General features: G+C 60.5%; 26 protein-coding genes. 25 read left to right on the plus strand and 1 reads right to left on the minus strand.

The window, feature by feature from the left end; genetic code table 11:
• The first annotated feature begins 21 nt into the window (after positions 1 to 21).
• Positions 22 to 147 (plus strand): hypothetical protein, encoded by a 126-nt coding sequence (locus tag AC1DCM_RS10030; RefSeq protein ID WP_442018331.1) that lies wholly within the window; start codon positions 22 to 24, stop codon positions 145 to 147.
• A 26-nt stretch (positions 148 to 173) separates the two neighbouring features.
• Here AC1DCM_RS10030 and AC1DCM_RS10035 read toward each other — a convergent pair whose 3' ends face one another.
• The gene (locus tag AC1DCM_RS10035; protein WP_442018332.1) at positions 174 to 1,607 is read right to left on the minus strand and encodes a GH1 family beta-glucosidase; all 1,434 of its coding nucleotides are present in this window, start codon (positions 1,605 to 1,607) and stop codon (positions 174 to 176) included.
• A 385-nt stretch (positions 1,608 to 1,992) separates the two neighbouring features.
• Between AC1DCM_RS10035 and rpsJ the strand changes: the two genes are divergently transcribed.
• From rpsJ to AC1DCM_RS10155, 24 genes are all read left to right on the plus strand, one after another.
• Positions 1,993 to 2,301, plus strand: a complete 309-nt coding sequence (rpsJ, locus tag AC1DCM_RS10040; RefSeq protein WP_003803825.1) for a 30S ribosomal protein S10 — start codon at positions 1,993 to 1,995, stop codon at positions 2,299 to 2,301.
• Positions 2,302 to 2,318: 17 nt separating this feature from the next.
• Entirely contained in the window at positions 2,319 to 2,969 is a 651-nt protein-coding gene (gene rplC / locus AC1DCM_RS10045) for a 50S ribosomal protein L3 (RefSeq protein WP_026539807.1), read from the plus strand.
• A 4-nt stretch (positions 2,970 to 2,973) separates the two neighbouring features.
• Complete coding sequence (gene rplD, locus AC1DCM_RS10050; RefSeq protein ID WP_431115944.1) at positions 2,974 to 3,591, plus strand: 50S ribosomal protein L4; 618 nt, start codon at positions 2,974 to 2,976, stop codon at positions 3,589 to 3,591.
• The gene (gene rplW / locus AC1DCM_RS10055; protein ID WP_011775593.1) at positions 3,588 to 3,893 is read left to right on the plus strand and encodes a 50S ribosomal protein L23; all 306 of its coding nucleotides are present in this window, start codon (positions 3,588 to 3,590) and stop codon (positions 3,891 to 3,893) included. The genes rplD and rplW overlap by 4 nt, the downstream gene beginning before the upstream one ends.
• Before the next feature lie 29 nt (positions 3,894 to 3,922).
• Positions 3,923 to 4,762: a 50S ribosomal protein L2 gene (gene rplB, locus AC1DCM_RS10060; RefSeq protein WP_011775592.1), complete on the plus strand. Its 840-nt coding sequence runs from the start codon at positions 3,923 to 3,925 to the stop codon at positions 4,760 to 4,762.
• Between the two features lie 12 nt (positions 4,763 to 4,774).
• The gene (gene rpsS / locus AC1DCM_RS10065; RefSeq protein WP_011775591.1) at positions 4,775 to 5,056 is read left to right on the plus strand and encodes a 30S ribosomal protein S19; all 282 of its coding nucleotides are present in this window, start codon (positions 4,775 to 4,777) and stop codon (positions 5,054 to 5,056) included.
• 38 nt (positions 5,057 to 5,094) lie between these two features.
• A complete protein-coding gene (gene rplV / locus AC1DCM_RS10070) occupies positions 5,095 to 5,460 on the plus strand; it encodes a 50S ribosomal protein L22 (RefSeq protein ID WP_431115942.1) in 366 nt (121 codons plus the stop codon).
• Positions 5,461 to 6,282 carry a 30S ribosomal protein S3 gene (gene rpsC / locus AC1DCM_RS10075; RefSeq protein ID WP_216925088.1) on the plus strand — a complete coding sequence of 274 codons (822 nt, stop codon included), beginning with the start codon at positions 5,461 to 5,463 and terminating at the stop codon, positions 6,280 to 6,282.
• On the plus strand, positions 6,283 to 6,699 hold the full coding sequence (gene rplP / locus AC1DCM_RS10080) for a 50S ribosomal protein L16 (RefSeq protein WP_003803795.1): 417 nt from the start codon (positions 6,283 to 6,285) through the stop codon (positions 6,697 to 6,699). It begins immediately after the preceding gene.
• A 2-nt stretch (positions 6,700 to 6,701) separates the two neighbouring features.
• Positions 6,702 to 7,022, plus strand: a complete 321-nt coding sequence (gene rpmC / locus AC1DCM_RS10085) for a 50S ribosomal protein L29 (RefSeq protein ID WP_275959788.1) — start codon at positions 6,702 to 6,704, stop codon at positions 7,020 to 7,022.
• On the plus strand, positions 7,019 to 7,315 hold the full coding sequence (rpsQ, locus tag AC1DCM_RS10090) for a 30S ribosomal protein S17 (protein ID WP_142938371.1): 297 nt from the start codon (positions 7,019 to 7,021) through the stop codon (positions 7,313 to 7,315). The genes rpmC and rpsQ overlap by 4 nt, the downstream gene beginning before the upstream one ends.
• A 354-nt stretch (positions 7,316 to 7,669) precedes the next feature.
• The gene (gene rplN / locus AC1DCM_RS10095; RefSeq protein WP_003803789.1) at positions 7,670 to 8,038 is read left to right on the plus strand and encodes a 50S ribosomal protein L14; all 369 of its coding nucleotides are present in this window, start codon (positions 7,670 to 7,672) and stop codon (positions 8,036 to 8,038) included.
• Between the two features lie 3 nt (positions 8,039 to 8,041).
• Positions 8,042 to 8,401, plus strand: a complete 360-nt coding sequence (gene rplX, locus AC1DCM_RS10100; RefSeq protein ID WP_442004064.1) for a 50S ribosomal protein L24 — start codon at positions 8,042 to 8,044, stop codon at positions 8,399 to 8,401.
• Positions 8,401 to 8,988, plus strand: coding sequence for a 50S ribosomal protein L5 (gene rplE / locus AC1DCM_RS10105; protein WP_144648593.1), 588 nt, complete (start codon positions 8,401 to 8,403; stop codon positions 8,986 to 8,988). Before rplX ends, rplE begins: the two co-directional genes overlap by 1 nt.
• A gap of 78 nt (positions 8,989 to 9,066) precedes the next feature.
• On the plus strand, positions 9,067 to 9,465 hold the full coding sequence (rpsH, locus tag AC1DCM_RS10110) for a 30S ribosomal protein S8 (RefSeq protein ID WP_216925090.1): 399 nt from the start codon (positions 9,067 to 9,069) through the stop codon (positions 9,463 to 9,465).
• Between the two features lie 18 nt (positions 9,466 to 9,483).
• The gene (gene rplF, locus AC1DCM_RS10115; protein ID WP_144659422.1) at positions 9,484 to 10,020 is read left to right on the plus strand and encodes a 50S ribosomal protein L6; all 537 of its coding nucleotides are present in this window, start codon (positions 9,484 to 9,486) and stop codon (positions 10,018 to 10,020) included.
• Positions 10,021 to 10,023: 3 nt separating this feature from the next.
• Positions 10,024 to 10,407 carry a 50S ribosomal protein L18 gene (gene rplR / locus AC1DCM_RS10120; RefSeq protein WP_223933973.1) on the plus strand — a complete coding sequence of 128 codons (384 nt, stop codon included), beginning with the start codon at positions 10,024 to 10,026 and terminating at the stop codon, positions 10,405 to 10,407.
• A 29-nt stretch (positions 10,408 to 10,436) separates the two neighbouring features.
• Entirely contained in the window at positions 10,437 to 11,108 is a 672-nt protein-coding gene (gene rpsE, locus AC1DCM_RS10125; RefSeq protein WP_442004123.1) for a 30S ribosomal protein S5, read from the plus strand.
• Positions 11,109 to 11,110: 2 nt separating this feature from the next.
• On the plus strand, positions 11,111 to 11,317 hold the full coding sequence (gene rpmD, locus AC1DCM_RS10130) for a 50S ribosomal protein L30 (RefSeq protein ID WP_216925092.1): 207 nt from the start codon (positions 11,111 to 11,113) through the stop codon (positions 11,315 to 11,317).
• Positions 11,317 to 11,799, plus strand: a complete 483-nt coding sequence (gene rplO, locus AC1DCM_RS10135; protein ID WP_224164997.1) for a 50S ribosomal protein L15 — start codon at positions 11,317 to 11,319, stop codon at positions 11,797 to 11,799. The genes rpmD and rplO overlap by 1 nt, the downstream gene beginning before the upstream one ends.
• Positions 11,800 to 11,985: 186 nt before the next feature.
• Positions 11,986 to 13,296 carry a preprotein translocase subunit SecY gene (gene secY / locus AC1DCM_RS10140; protein WP_216925094.1) on the plus strand — a complete coding sequence of 437 codons (1,311 nt, stop codon included), beginning with the start codon at positions 11,986 to 11,988 and terminating at the stop codon, positions 13,294 to 13,296.
• Between the two features lie 5 nt (positions 13,297 to 13,301).
• A complete protein-coding gene (locus tag AC1DCM_RS10145; protein WP_224091119.1) occupies positions 13,302 to 13,871 on the plus strand; it encodes an adenylate kinase in 570 nt (189 codons plus the stop codon).
• Between the two features lie 112 nt (positions 13,872 to 13,983).
• Complete coding sequence (locus AC1DCM_RS10150) at positions 13,984 to 15,039, plus strand: 3-oxoacyl-ACP synthase III family protein (RefSeq protein ID WP_477518152.1); 1,056 nt, start codon at positions 13,984 to 13,986, stop codon at positions 15,037 to 15,039.
• Positions 15,036 to 15,824: a glycosyltransferase family 2 protein gene (locus AC1DCM_RS10155; RefSeq protein ID WP_477518153.1), complete on the plus strand. Its 789-nt coding sequence runs from the start codon at positions 15,036 to 15,038 to the stop codon at positions 15,822 to 15,824. Before AC1DCM_RS10150 ends, AC1DCM_RS10155 begins: the two co-directional genes overlap by 4 nt.
• Positions 15,825 to 15,850: the final 26 nt, after the last annotated feature.

Raw genomic sequence — 15,850 nt, forward strand, 5'->3', positions numbered from 1 at the left:
GAGCTCAATGAGAGGAGCACCATGGAATTTCTGATTTTCCTTGCCATCATCGCGGTGATCGGCGGCGGAGTGCTGTGGGGTCGCAAGTACTTCCGGAACGAAATTGACCGCGCCAAGCGCATCAACCGCGCCAACAAGAACAAGTAGGTGCATGGGGAGTTAACCCACCTGGGCTAGGGTTCCCGGTGACGTGCCCGGCCCAGCGCCCGGTACCAGTAAAACGAGTCTTTGGGTGTGCGCTCCAAGGTGTCGAAGTCCACATGCACCAAGCCAAAGCGTTGCGAGTACCCAGCCGCCCACTCGAAGTTATCCAGGAGTGTCCACACGTAGTAACCGCGGAGTTGGACGTCCTCGGCGATGCCGCCGGGCCCCGTAGCAGTCAGCGCGTGGCCAAGATGCTCCGCCAGGTAGCTGATCCGGTTATGGTCCTGTATGGGCCCATCAACGTGCGAAGGCTCCGGAAAACTGGCTCCGCCTTCGGTGATATAGACCGGTGGAAGAGCCTCGCCGTAGCGGTCCTTCATCTCGCGGAGCAGCACTGCCAAATGCTCCGGCGCCACTGGCCAGCCGAATCCGGTTGTTTCATACTCCTGGTAGGCGGCAAGGTGGAACGGCACTTTCGTCATTTCGACGGCCGTGCCTGTGGGGATCTCCGCCGGTCCTCGCCCTGCGGCAACCTTGATCGGGTAGTAGTAATTGAGCCCATAGAAGTCCAGCGGCTGACTGATCAGCTCAAGGTCACCATCCCGGATGGTCCCCAATGACCGGAACCAGGGTTTCATGGGCAAAGGTGGCCTGGGGTACTGACCCAGCAGGACGGCGTCAGCATAAATGCGGTTGAGGAGCAGATCGAAGGACTGGGCCATCAAACGGTCCGAGAGGCTGTTGCTCGCTGGGCGGACGGGCGAGTGCATATTGGAGATGCCAATCTGCCCTTTCACTCCGGCCTCACGCAGGGCCCGCACTGCCAATCCATGGCCCAATAATTGGTGATGGGCGGCCGGAAGTGCATCGAACAACAACTGGCGGCCTGGGGCGTGGACGCCCAAAGCATAGCCTTGGAGCGTGACGGAAACTGGTTCGTTCATGGTGACCCAGTGCTCCACGCGGTCCCCAAAGCGCTCCGCTGCAGCGCTGCAATAAACGGCAAAGCGTTCCGCTGTATCCCGATTCATCCAGCCGCCGGCGTGTTCAAGTTCCAGAGGAGTATCCCAATGGAACAGGGTTGCCATGGGCGAGATACCGGCAGCAAGCAGTTTGTCGATCAGTCGATCGTAGAAGTCCAGCCCGCGCTGGTTGATTCCACCTTTGCCGCCGGGCTGGATCCTGGGCCAGGACAAGGAGAAGCGGTATGAGTCGATGCCCAGTTCCTGCATCAGGGTGATATCTTCGTGAGCACGGTTGTAGTGATCGCACGCAATGGTGGGGGAGTCGCCGTCGACGATTGCCCCCGGCTTCTGCGCGAATGCATCCCAGCCCGAAGGTCCCCGCCCATCAGCGGTTACAGAACCTTCAATCTGGAAGGCGGCGGCCGCCACTCCCAGCGTGAACCCTGGACGTAGGCGCGCGGCCAGATCTTCCACGGAACCCGTATCCTGGGCGGTCATTCCACTATCATCCACAGCGCGTGGCGGCTGTGGCAATGCCCGCCCGGGCCCCGATTGGCCTTTGGCCTTTATTTCCGCCATACTGGATGAGTTGTTCAAGCGCTTCTTCGTGTCCCGATCCGGATAATGCCGGGTGTCAGGGTCCAGGCTGAAGCCCAAACATAACCCTGAACCCCATGGAATGCGGTCGAGTTTGCGTGAAAATCGCGACACGCCCGACCGCGGGGGTCGGTGCGCCGGCAAGTTGAGGAACCCGGAATGAGCCGGATTCAGCTTGTGCGGCGTGTGGTGGTACAACCTCAAACGCTTCGGCGGCCACGCCAACAGGTAAGTAAACAGAGCAGCCCTAACTAGAGCAGCACTAGCTGAAAGAGAGTCAGGCGACATGGCGGGACAAAAAATCCGCATCCGGCTGAAGTCATATGACCACGAGGTCATTGATGTTTCAGCGCGGAAGATCGTTGAGACGGTCACGCGCGCAGGCGCAACGGTAGTCGGCCCGGTGCCGCTTCCGACGGAGAAGAACGTGTACTGCGTTATCCGCTCTCCGCACAAGTACAAGGACAGCCGTGAGCACTTCGAAATGCGTACTCACAAGCGTCTGATCGACATCATCGACCCCACGCCGAAGGCTGTTGACTCGCTTATGCGTCTCGACCTGCCTGCAGACGTGAACATCGAAATCAAGCTCTAGGGAGGTGCTGAGAGACTATGACCGCAACCCGTAACGTAAAGGGCCTGCTGGGCACGAAGCTCGGCATGACCCAGGTCTGGGACGAGAACAACAAGCTCATCCCGGTAACTGTCGTCCAGGCTGACTCCAACGTCATCACCCAGCTGCGTAACGCAGAGGTAGATGGCTACGTCGCCGTCCAGATCGGCTACGGCCAGATCGATCCCCGCAAGGTCACCAAGCCGCTGGCTGGTCACTTTGAAAAGGCAGGCGTAACTCCTCGCCGCCACGTTGTCGAACTGCGTACCGCAGACGCCGCATCCTACGAGCTGGGCCAGGAGCTCTCTGTTGAGATCTTCGAAGCCGGCCAGAAGATCGACGTCGTCGGCACCTCCAAGGGCAAGGGCTTCGCCGGTGTTATGAAGCGTCACGGCTTCCACGGCGTTGGCGCTTCCCACGGTGCCCACAAGAACCACCGTAAGCCTGGCTCCATCGGTGGCGCATCCACCCCGAGCCGCGTCTTCAAGGGCCTGAAAATGGCCGGCCGCATGGGCGCCGAGCGTCACACGACGCTGAACCTCACGGTTCACGCTGTTGACGTTGAGAAGTCGCTGCTCCTTATCAAGGGTGCCGTCCCCGGTGCCCGCGGCCAGGTCGTACTCGTACGCACCGCCGTGAAGGGAGCCTAGTTAGATGACTAGCACTGTCAAGGTAGACCTGCCTGCAGAGATCTTCGACGTCCAGACCAACGTGCCGCTGCTGCACCAGGTCGTCGTCGCACAGCTCGCTGCTGCCCGCCAGGGTACCCACAAGACGAAGACCCGCGCCGAGGTTTCCGGTGCAGGTCGCAAGCCGTTCAAGCAGAAGGGCACCGGCCGCGCCCGTCAGGGTTCCATCCGTGCTCCTCACATGACCGGCGGTGGCGTTGTCCACGGTCCGACCCCTCGTGACTACAGCCAGCGCACCCCCAAGAAGATGAAGGCTGCTGCTCTCCGCGGCGCCCTGTCTGACCGCGCCCGTAACGGTCGCATCCACGTCATCGCTGAACTGGTTGCCGGCTCCAAGCCGTCCGCCAAGGAAGCATTGGCTTCGCTGCGTGCAGTCTCCGAGCGCAAGAACCTGCTCGTTGTTATCGAGCGCGCCAACGACGTCGCTGCACTCTCCGTGCGCAACCTCGCAGATGTTCACGTTCTGTACGCAGACCAGCTGAACACCTACGACGTTCTCGTTTCCGACGACGTGGTCTTCACCAAGGCTGCTTTCGAGGCGTTCGTCGCTGACAAGGCTAAGAACGAGGAGGCCTCCAAGTGAGCGTAACCACCATCAAGGACCCGCGCGACGTCGTGCTTGCACCCGTCGTATCGGAAAAGAGCTACGGTCTGATCGACGAAGGCAAGTACACCTTCCTGGTGGACCCTCGCTCGAACAAGACCGAGATCAAATTGGCCGTTGAGAAGATCTTCTCGGTCAAAGTTGACTCGATCAACACCATCAACCGTGCCGGTAAGCGCAAGCGCACCAAATTCGGCTGGGGACAGCGCAAGAGCACCAAGCGTGCAATTGTCACCCTCAAAGAAGGCACAATCGACATCTTCGGCGGTCCGCTCGCGTAGCGGAGACCACTTTAACGAGGAAATAAATTATGGGAATCCGTAAATACAAGCCGACTACCCCGGGCCGTCGTGGCTCGAGCGTAGCCGACTTCGCTGAAATCACGCGATCGACTCCGGAAAAGTCGTTGCTGCGTCCGCTGCACAAGACTGGCGGCCGTAACAACTCCGGTAAGATCACCACCCGTCACAAGGGTGGTGGGCACAAGCGCCAGTACCGTCTGATCGACTTCCGTCGTCACGACAAGGACGGCATCAACGCCCGCGTTGCCGAAATCGAGTACGACCCGAACCGCACGGCTCGCATCGCACTCCTGCACTACGTTGATGGCACCAAGCGTTACATCATCGCTCCTAACAAGCTGTCCCAGGGTGACTTCGTCGAGGCTGGTCCCGACGCTGACATCAAGCCGGGCAACAACCTGCCGCTGCGCAACATCCCGGTTGGTACCGTTATCCACGCAGTTGAACTGCGTCCGGGTGGCGGCGCCAAGATGGCACGTTCCGCTGGTGCTTCGGTACAGCTCGTTGCCAAGGAAGGCCGCTTCGCCCAGCTGCGTCTGCCCTCCGGCGAAATCCGCAACGTTGACGTGCGCTGCCGCGCAACCGTCGGCGAGGTCGGCAACGCCGAGCAGTCGAACATCAACTGGGGCAAGGCCGGCCGTATGCGCTGGAAGGGCGTTCGCCCGACCGTCCGTGGTGTAGCCATGAACCCGGTTGACCACCCGCACGGTGGTGGTGAAGGTAAGACTTCCGGTGGACGTCACCCGGTTAACCCGAACGGCAAGCCCGAGGGCCGTACCCGCCGTCCGAACAAAGAGAGCGACAAGCTTATTGTTCGTCGCCGCCGTACTGGCAAGAACAAGCGATAGGAGCCTGGACACATGCCACGCAGCCTGAAAAAAGGTCCTTTCGTTGACCAGCACCTCTTTGTGAAGGTCGCACGGGAAAACGATAAGGGCACCAAGAACGTCATCAAGACCTGGTCCCGCCGTTCGATGATCATCCCCGACATGCTCGGGCACACGATCGCCGTACACGACGGACGCAAGCACATTCCGGTGTTTGTCACTGAGTCGATGGTCGGGCACAAGCTCGGCGAATTCGCTCCCACGCGGACATTCCGCGGCCATGTTAAGGACGACCGTAAGGGCAAGCGCCGCTAGGCGCCTGACTTTACGTCTTAGACGAGAGAAGGAAAGCAATGGAAGCCAAGGCTATTGCGCGTCACATCCGCGTAACGCCTATGAAGGCCCGGCGCGTCGTCAACCTTGTTCGTGGTAAGCAAGCGAATGAGGCTCTGGCAATTCTGAAGTTTGCCCCCCAGGCAGCTTCGGAGCCGGTATTCAAGGTACTTCAGTCGGCAATGGCCAACGCACGTGTCCTCGCGGACCGTGACGGCGTTGCATTCGACGACAGCGACCTGTTCGTCAGCGAAGCATTCGTTGATGAAGGCCCGACCATGAAGCGGTTCCAGCCGCGTGCCCAAGGCCGCGCCTACCGCATTAGGAAGCGGACCAGCCACATCACCGTGGTCGTCGCAACCCCGGAGAAAGAGGAGGCTCGCTAAGTGGGACAGAAAGTAAACCCGCACGGGTTCCGACTCGGCATCACCACCGACCACGTTTCGCACTGGTTTGCTGACAGCAACAAGGCCGGACAGCGCTACAAGGACTTCGTCCGCGAGGACATCAAGATCCGTCAGCTCATGTCCACTGGCATGGAGCGCGCCGGCATTGCCAAGGTTGAGATCGAGCGCACCCGTGACCGTGTCCGCGTGGATATCCACACGGCACGCCCGGGTATCGTTATCGGTCGCCGTGGCGCCGAAGCAGACCGCATCCGCGGCGAGCTCGAAAAGCTCACTGGCAAGCAGGTTCAGCTGAACATCCTCGAGGTCAAGAACCCCGAGATGGAAGCACAGCTTGTTGCCCAGGGCATCGCTGAGCAGCTGACTTCCCGCGTGGCTTTCCGCCGTGCGATGAAGAAGGCCATGCAGTCCGCACAGCGTGCGGGTGCCAAGGGTATCCGTGTTGCTTGCTCGGGTCGTCTGGGTGGCGCAGAAATGTCCCGCTCGGAGTTCTACCGCGAAGGCCGTGTGCCCCTGCACACCCTCCGCGCGAACATCGACTACGGCTTCTACGAAGCCAAGACCACCTTCGGCCGCATCGGCGTGAAGGTTTGGATCTACAAGGGTGACGTAACCGCCAAGGAACTGGCTCAGCAGGCAGCTGCTGCTCCGTCCCGTGGCCGCGCAGGAGACCGTCCGGGCCGCCCGGGTGGCGACCGCCGTCGTCGTAACGACCGCCCGGCCGCTGACGCAGCACCGGTTGCTGCAGAGGCTCCGGCCGCTGAAGCTGCTGCTCCGGCAGCAGAAGGAGGAGAGGCTTAAATGCTTATCCCACGTCGAGTCAAGCACCGTAAGCAGCACCACCCGGGTCGTTCCGGCGCTGCAACGGGTGGCACCAAGGTCAGTTTCGGTGAGTACGGTATCCAGGCCCTGAGCCCGGCATACGTGACGAACCGTCAGATCGAGTCCGCCCGTATCGCGATGACCCGCCACATCAAGCGTGGCGGTAAGGTCTGGATCAACATCTACCCGGACCGTCCGCTGACGAAGAAGCCTGCTGAAACCCGTATGGGTTCCGGTAAGGGTTCTCCGGAATGGTGGGTCGCAAACGTCAAGCCGGGCCGGGTTCTCTTCGAACTCTCCGGTGTCAATGAAGAGGTAGCTCGCGAGGCCCTGCGCCTGGCAATCCACAAGCTCCCGTTGAAGGCACGCATTGTGCGTCGCGAAGGTGGTGAATAGAAATGGCAGTAGGGTCGAAGGATCTCGCACCCGCACAGCTGGACGGTTTCGACAACGAGCGTCTCGTTGAAGAACTCCGCAAGTCCAAGGAAGAGCTGTTCAACCTGCGTTTCCAGTCCGCCACCGGTCAGCTGGAGAACCACGGTCGCCTGCGTGCGGTAAAGAAGGACATCGCACGCATCTACACCGTTCTGCGTGAGCGCGAGCTGGGCATTCGTGCCGAGGTTGCCGCACCGGTTGTGGAAGCCAAGGAAGAAAAGAAGTCCAAGAAGGCTGCCAAGGCTGAAACTGCCGAAGCTGAAGCTGGAGAGGACGCCAAGTGAGCGAGAAGGAAACTGTGACGGAAGCAGCAGCCAGCGCTGAACAGCGCGGTTACCGTAAGACGCGTCGCGGCTACGTTGTCTCTGACAAGATGGAAAAGACCATCGTTGTTCAGGTTGAAGACCGCGTGAAGCACGCTCTGTACGGCAAGGTTATTCGCCGCACCTCGAAGGTCAAGGCTCACGACGAAGAGAACACCGCCGGCATCGGCGACCTCGTTCTCATCTCTGAGACCCGCCCGCTGTCCGCTACCAAGCGGTGGCGCCTGGTGGAGATCCTCGAGAAGGCCAAGTAAATCCGACGCTGGGCTTGCCCGGTTGAGATTTATTGGAAGGGTCCGCGTTCTGCATGGAACGCGGGCCCTTCCGCGTTCCTGGCACGTTTCGGAAAGACCAGCGAAACATGCTAGGATATTGAGTTTGTATGGCGCCAATTGTGCGTCATCAACTACCTCGTAAACAATCGTGCCGCTGCATACTGCCCCGCGCAGAGTTTTCTGCAAGGGAAGCTGATGCTCGTGGCACGGGCGTTTAGGCCTGTTCTGGCAAAATCCAGGCAGGTCAAGAGACACCCCGATCAACCGTTCCGCAAGGCTCATTCCGTATGCATGATTTCGGTCTGAGAACCGGCGCGACGCAAGGAGTAAAAATTGATTCAGCAGGAGTCGCGACTCAAGGTCGCCGACAACACGGGTGCTAAGGAAATCCTTACCATTCGCGTTCTCGGTGGATCCGGTCGTCGCTACGCAGGCATTGGCGACGTTATCGTCGCTACCGTCAAGGACGCTATTCCCGGCGGAAACGTAAAGAAGGGCGACGTCGTTAAGGCGGTCATCGTCCGTACCAAGAAGGAACGCCGCCGTGCGGATGGTTCCTACATCAAGTTTGACGAAAACGCAGCTGTGATCCTGAAGAACGACGGTGACCCCCGCGGTACCCGTATCTTCGGCCCGGTTGGTCGTGAACTTCGCGACAAGAAGTTCATGAAGATCGTTTCGCTGGCCCCGGAGGTGCTTTAGTCCATGGCTAAGATCAAAAAGGGTGACCTCGTTCAGGTCATCACCGGCGCCAAGCAGGAACGTGGCGGCGACCGCGGCAAGCAGGGCAAGGTCCTGCGCGTATTCCCGGACACCAACCGCGTGCTGGTAGAGGGAATCAACCGCGTCACCAAGCACACCAAGGTCGGTCAGTCGCAGCGCGGCACCAAGACCGGTGGCATCGAGGTCATTGAGGCCCCGATCCACGTTTCCAACGTTGCTCTGGTTGACCCGTCGACCAAGAAGCCGACCCGTGTTGGTTTCCGTCTCGACACCGTTGAGAAGGATGGCGCTACCAAGACCGTCCGTATCCGCGTGTCCAAGGCCACCGGGAAGGACATCTGATGAGTGAAACACTGTCTGAGACTACCGTCGCAAACAAGATCGTTCCGCGTCTGAAGACGAAGTATGCAGAGACCATCAAGAAGTCCCTGCAGGACGAGTTCAGCTATGCGAACGTGAACCAGGTTCCCCGCCTGGTGAAGGTTGTTGTGAACATGGGTGTTGGAGATGCCGCCAAGGACTCCAAGCTGATCGACGGCGCTGTCCGCGACCTCACCCTGATCACCGGCCAGAAGCCGCAGGTAACCAAGGCCCGTAAGTCGATCGCACAGTTCAAGCTGCGCGAAGGCATGCCGATCGGTGCACACGCAACCCTGCGTGGAGACCGCATGTGGGAATTCGTGGACCGTCTGGTTTCGCTGGCTCTGCCGCGTATCCGTGACTTCCGCGGCCTCAACGGCAAGCAGTTCGATGGCAACGGCAACTACACCTTCGGTCTGACCGAGCAGGTTATGTTCCACGAAATCGACCAGGACTCCATCGACCGCGTTCGCGGTATGGACATCACGGTCGTCACCACCGCCAAGACCGACGACGAAGGCCGCGCGCTGCTCAAGGCGCTTGGTTTCCCGTTCAAGACCGAAAACTAACTACGTAACAGGTCCGGCAGCGCAGGCTCGCAAGAGCAGGCGCAGCGGAAACCGTTATGAGGAAGGGCTATAGCCCAAATGACTATGACAGATCCTGTCGCAGACATGCTCACGCGTCTGCGCAATGCAAACTCGGCATACCACGACACCGTGACCATGCCGTACAGCAAGCTGAAGGCACGCGTTGCTGACATCCTGAAGGCAGAAGGCTACATTGCCGGCTGGAAGGAAGAAGACGCCGAGGTTGGCAAGAAGCTGACCATCGACCTGAAGTTCGGTCCGAACCGCGAGCGTTCCATCGCTGGCGTCCGCCGCATCTCCAAGCCGGGCCTCCGCGTTTACGCGAAGTCCACCAACCTGCCGCACGTGCTGGGTGGCCTGGGTATCGCTATCCTGTCCACCTCTTCCGGCCTCCTGACTGACAAGCAGGCCGGCAAGAAGGGCGTGGGCGGCGAAGTCCTCGCGTACGTCTGGTAACGGGAAAGGAAGAGAATAATGTCACGTATTGGACGTCTCCCCATCACCGTTCCTGCCGGAGTTGAGGTCAAGCTCGATGGCTCCGTCATCAGCGTCAAGGGTTCCAAGGGAGAGCTGAGCCACACTGTGGCCAGCCCGATCGAGGTTTCCCTGGAAGAGAACACTCTCACGGTCACCCGCCCGAACGACGAGCGCAACTCGCGTTCGCTGCACGGCCTGACCCGCACCCTGATCGCCAACATGATCCAGGGCGTTACCGAGGGCTACGAGAAGAAGCTTGAAATCGTTGGTACTGGTTACCGCGTTCAGGCAAAGGGTTCTGACCTGGAGTTCGCTCTTGGCTTCAGCCACCCGGTTAACGTCTCGGCACCCGAAGGCATCACCTTCGTAGTAGAGGGTCCGACCAAGCTCTCTGTTGCGGGTATCAACAAGCAGCAGGTCGGCGAGGTTGCTGCCAACATTCGCAAGCTGCGCAAGCCTGACCCCTACAAGGGCAAGGGTGTCCGTTACGCCGGCGAAGTCATCCGCCGCAAGGTCGGAAAGGCTGGTAAGTAAACCATGGCCATCGCAATTAACAAGAAGCGTACGAACAAGAGCAAGTCTGCTGCACGCAGCCGTCGCCAGCTTCGTATCCGCAAGCGCATCACCGGTACGGCTGTACGTCCTCGTCTGGTCGTCAACCGTTCGGCCCGCCACATCTTCGTCCAGGTTGTCGATGACAGCAAGGGTGTAACCGTGGCTTACGCTTCCACCCTGGAAGCTGACCTTCGCGCTCTCGACGGAGACAAGACTGCCAAGGCCAAGCGCGTCGGCGAGCTCGTTGCCGAGCGTGCCAAGGCTGCAGGCGTCGAAGCTGTTGTCTTCGACCGTGGCGGTAACAAGTACCACGGCCGCATCGCCGCCGTCGCTGACGGTGCTCGCGAAGGTGGGCTGGCACTGTGACCGTTGAAAATAACGAAAAGGACATTCAGGTGACTGAAGCTGTAGCTGCTGAAGCAACTGAGACCGCACCCGCTGCCGATGACCGCCGCGGCGGACGTCGTGGCGAGCGCGGCGAGCGTGGCCAGGGCCGCGGCGACCGTGGTGGCCGTGGTGGCCGCGACGGCGGTCGCGAAGCCGAGAAGAGCCAGTTCGTAGAGCGCGTTGTAACCATCAACCGCGTTGCCAAGGTCGTCAAGGGTGGTCGTCGCTTCAGCTTCACCGCACTCGTCGTCGTCGGTGACGGCAACGGCATGGTTGGCGTTGGCTACGGCAAGGCCAAGGAAGTTCCCGCTGCTATCGCAAAGGGCGTTGAAGAGGCCAAGAAGTCCTTCTTCCGCGTTCCGCGCGTTGGCAACACCATCCCGCACCGTGTGCAGGGTGAGGCTGCTGCAGGCGTTGTCCTGCTGCGTCCGGCTTCCGCCGGTACCGGTGTTATCGCCGGTGGTCCGGTCCGCGCGGTACTGGAGTGCGTGGGTATCCACGACATCCTCTCCAAGTCGCTCGGTTCCTCCAACGCGATCAACATCGTTCACGCGACCGTTGCCGCTCTGAAGCAGCTCGAAGAGCCCGCTTCCGTGGCTGCCCGCCGTGGCCTGCCGCTGGACGAGGTTGCTCCGGCTGCTCTGGTGCGCGCGCTCCAGAACCAGAAGGCAGGTGTTTAGTCATGGCTAAGAACCTGACTCCCTCCGACGCCAAGTTGGAGATCACCCAGATCAAGGGCGTCATCGGCGCCAAGCAGAACCAGAAGGCTACCCTCCGGTCCCTCGGCCTGAAGCGCATCGGACACACCGTTGTCCGTGACGCCGACGCCGTGACCGTTGGAATGCTCAACACGGTTCCGCACCTCGTGAATGTAGAGGAGGCGAAGTAATGGCAGAGAACAAGACCGCCGCAGAGGCTGCTGAGAAGCAGAACGCTCTGAAGGTCCACCACCTGCGTCCCGCCCCGGGTGCCAAGACCACCAAGACCCGTGTTGGTCGTGGTGAAGGCTCCAAGGGTAAGACCGCCGGTCGCGGTACCAAGGGTACGAAGGCCCGCTACCAGGTAAAGGCTGGCTTTGCCGGCGGCCAGCTGCCGCTGCACATGCGCCTGCCGAAGCTGCGCGGCTTCAAGAACCCGTTCCGGGTTGAGTTCCAGGTTGTGAACCTGGACAAGCTCAACGAGCTGTTCCCGGAAGGTGGCGCTGTCACCGTTGAGTCCCTGGTTGAGAAGGGTGCTGTTCGCAAGAACCAGCCCGTCAAGGTCCTGGGCACTGGCGACATCACCGTCAAGGTTGACGTCACCGCTCACGCTTTCTCTTCCAGCGCTGCTGAAAAGATTGCTGCAGCAGGCGGAAGCACCACTGCTCTCTAAGAGCCAGTGGGGCTGATCCCCGTTGTGAAAAAGATCCCGGTACGCGGGGCTTCGGCCCCGTATACCGGGATTTTTTGCGTGAAAGTGAACTCTCGATTATTGCGACGGCGTCACAAGCAGCTAGACTCGGTTGTTGGGTTTCATTGAGCCCATCCACATCCTTGTACTTTCTACTCAGGAGGACGCTTGCTAAGCGCATTCGGCCGGGCGTTTCGGACGCCTGATTTGCGACGCAAGTTGTTGTTCACGCTGGGAATCATCACAATCTTCCGCTTGGGAGCTTTCATCCCCTCGCCTGGTGTGAACTACCAGAATGTCCAGCAATGCTTGAACAACGGTGACACCTCGCAGGGCATTTACCAGCTGGTTAACTTGTTCAGCGGCGGCGCGTTGCTGCAGGTCTCGATCTTTGCACTGGGCATCATGCCCTACATCACGTCGAGCATCATCGTTCAGTTGCTCCGGGTGGTCATTCCCCGGTTCCAGCAGCTCTACGAAGAGGGTTCCTCGGGCCAGTCGAAGTTGACCCAGTACACCCGGTACCTCACCATCGCCCTCGGCCTCTTGAACGCCACCACACTGGTGTCCTTGGCGCGCTCCGGCCAGCTTCTTCCGGGTTGTAACCTCCCGATCATTCCTGATGACAGCATCATTACCACGCTGCTCATCATCATCACGCTGACGGCCGGTACGGGCCTCATCATGTGGATGGGCGAGCTCGTTACGGAGAAGGGCGTGGGCAACGGAATGTCGCTGCTCATCTTCACCTCCATTGCTGCAGGCTTCCCGCGTTCACTTGGTTCCATCTGGGAGACGAAGGGACCGGGGACGTTCTTCATCGTCCTGGCGATCGGCTTGCTCACGGTGGCCCTGGTGGTCTTCGTGGAGCAGTCCCAGCGGCGGGTTCCCGTCCAGTATGCCAAGCGCATGATCGGACGCCGCACCGTGGGTGGCACGAGCACCTACATCCCCATCAAGGTGAACATGGCCGGCGTCGTGCCCGTCATCTTCGCTTCCTCCATGCTGTACCTGCCGGGCCTGATTGCTCAGTTCAACCAGCCGAAAGCAGGGGAGCAGCTGGCGCCGTGGGTTGAGTGGATCAACAACAACCTCACCCGTGGCGACCACCCCATCTACATGGCGCTCTACTTCGCCATGATCGTGTTCTTCACCTACTTCTACGTGGCCATCACCTTCAACCCTGAAGAAGTGTCGGACAACATGAAGAAGTACGGCGGGTTCATTCCGGGCATCCGGGCGGGTAAACCGACCGCGGACTACCTGCAGTACGTGCTTTCCAGGATCACCTTGCCTGGAGCCTTCTACTTGGGCTTCGTGGCGTTGATTCCGCTGGTTGCACTCGTCCTGATCAACGCCAACCAGAACTTCCCGTTCGGTGGCACGTCAATCCTGATCATGGTGGGTGTCGGTCTGGAAACCGTCAAGCAGATTGATGCGCAGCTACAACAACGTCACTACGAAGGGCTTTTGCGATGACGAGAATGCTGATCATTGGACCTCCCGGTTCGGGTAAGGGTACGCAGGCTGAGCGGATTTCCGAGCGCCTCGGCGTAGTCGCCATCTCCACCGGCGACATCTTCCGTGCCAACGTAAAGGGCGAAACCCCTTTGGGCATCGAAGCCAAGAAATACATGGATGCAGGCGACTTCGTTCCGGACAGCGTCACGAACAACATGGTTCGTGATCGCCTGAGCCAGAGCGACGTCGAGAATGGCTTCCTGCTGGATGGATACCCGCGCACCACCGCGCAGGTCGACTACCTCGACCAGATCCTCGCTGAAGGCGAGCAGGAGCTCGACGTCGTGCTCCAGCTGACTGCCGACGACGAAGAACTGGTGTCCCGCCTCCTGGGCCGTGCGAAGGAAACCGGACGCTCTGACGACAATGAGGCCGTCATCCGTCACCGGCTGGATCTCTACCACGAGCAGACCGAGGCCGTTGTTGCCAAGTATGCCGAGCGTGGCATCCTGACGCAGGTTGACGGCATCGGCGGCATCGACGAGGTCACCGACCGCGTCCTCACAGCCATCGAGTCGGCCAAGGCCGTCTAGCAGGGCTTTTTCCACATAGCCGGATCATCGGCGCTGGAGCAAAAGGGTGTGTCCCGTACCATTGGTGCGGGACACACCCTTTTCGTTTCGCGGCAGTTTTTGGGGGAACCGCATGCAAACAGCTCTTTCGGCACACAGCAGGATTGCAGGTTTGGAGGTCTACCTCCCGCCTGCGCGCCTGGACACTGCCGCCGTCGAACGCCGTATTGGTGAGTCGAGTCCCGGCTTCCGTGTTCCGAAGGGTTTGATCTCCCGCGTGACCGGTATCCGGTCCCGGAGCGTCATGGCGGACTCGGAACAGGCGTCGGACCTTGCGGCCCATGCAGCCGCAAAGTTGCTGGCTGAATGCGGACTGCCGGCCTCGGATATAGACCTCCTGATCTTCGCGTCCGCCAGCCAGGACATGGTGGAACCGGCCACGGGCCACATGGCCGCTGCCAAACTCGGACTCGACTGCCCTGTGATGGACGTGAAGAATGCGTGCAACAGTTTCCTGAACGGCCTGGAGGTGGCAGATGCCCTGATCGCCACGCGACGCTATGCGCGGGTCCTGGTGGTCACAGGGGAGTCGCCGTCGCGGGCCATCCGTTGGACTGTTCCGGACTTTGACACTTTCGCGTCAAGCTTTCCCGGGTACACCATGAGCGACGGCGGCGCGGCAGTGCTGCTCGAACCTGCGGATTCAGCGGCAAAGGAGACGAACCGCGTGGAGGCCGGTCCGGCGGGCATTCTTGCCATGGGCTTCACGGCCCGCAGCAGCCACTGGTCGGTCGGCACCTTGGCTGCAGGTGGATCTGCGTATCCGCGCGATCCGGAAGCGACCTATTTCACCATGGACGGGGAGAAACTCAAGGACGCGTTTCTGGATCTGGGCTGCGGCGTCCTGGACGAAACATTGGACCGGCTGGAACTGCAGTGGACGGACTTCGCCGTGGTTTGTGTGCACCAGGTGAGTGCACCGTACCGGGAAGTCTTTGCGGAGCGGGCCGGTGTTCCGAGGGAGCTTCTGGTTCCATCGGTAGAGGACTTCGGAAATTTGGCCTCCGTTAGCTTGCCCCTGCAACTGAAACTTGCCGTGGACAGTGGCCGCTGCGGTCCGGGGGATCTCGTGGCCTTGGTGGGACTCGCCGGCGGCGTGAGCCTGGGCATGGCAGTGGTGCGGCTGTGACGCTGGAAAGCCATCTGGGAAGCCTGGCCCCTACCCGGCCGCTGTCGATCGCTGTGCCCATGCTGAACGAAGAGAAGCTGGTCCGGCAGACGCTGGACTCTCTTGCGGCCCAAGAACATCAGGACTTCACGGTGGTGGTGGTCGACAACGGATCGACGGACGCCAGCTGTTTGATCGTGGCAGAGTTTGCCGCGGCTCATCCCCACATGGATATCAGGCTTGTGCATGAAGCCGAGAAGGGGACGGGCGCGGCCGCAGACACGGGCATGTGCTTCGGCTTGGAGCACGGCGCAACGTGGCTTGCCCGGACGGATGCCGATTGTCTCGCTGCGCCGGATTGGACCGCCAAAATTGTTGAGGCCTTCCACGACGGTCTGGAACTCATCGCCGGCCAGCTTGTGCCCCGCGAGGACGAAGGGATCAGTATGGGGGAGCGGAGGATGATGTTGCTCGCCGTCGAGATCGCATCTTTCTTCGGCCGGATCCGCCCCGGCAATAAGGGTGACGGGTACCTGGGCCCCTATCAGATGCTTCCGGGGTGCAATATGGCGATCACGGCAGACATCTATGACCGTTCCGGCGGATTCCCGCGAACCAGCATCGAAGACCTCCACGAAGACCGCGCACTGTCCAACCGCGTGCGAAAGCTGACCCGCAATTACGCGTTGCGCCGGGATGTTGTGGTTTACGGCTCCTCACGGCGGGTCAAAGCCTGGGGCTTGAAGAACACCCTGGCTTGGTATGCGGACCACCGGTACCGCCCAGAGCACGTGGACATTCGGTGACGCTTTGATATCCAACGGAGGGATGC

It is taken from the genome of Paenarthrobacter sp. 10N417 (assembly GCF_056394745.1).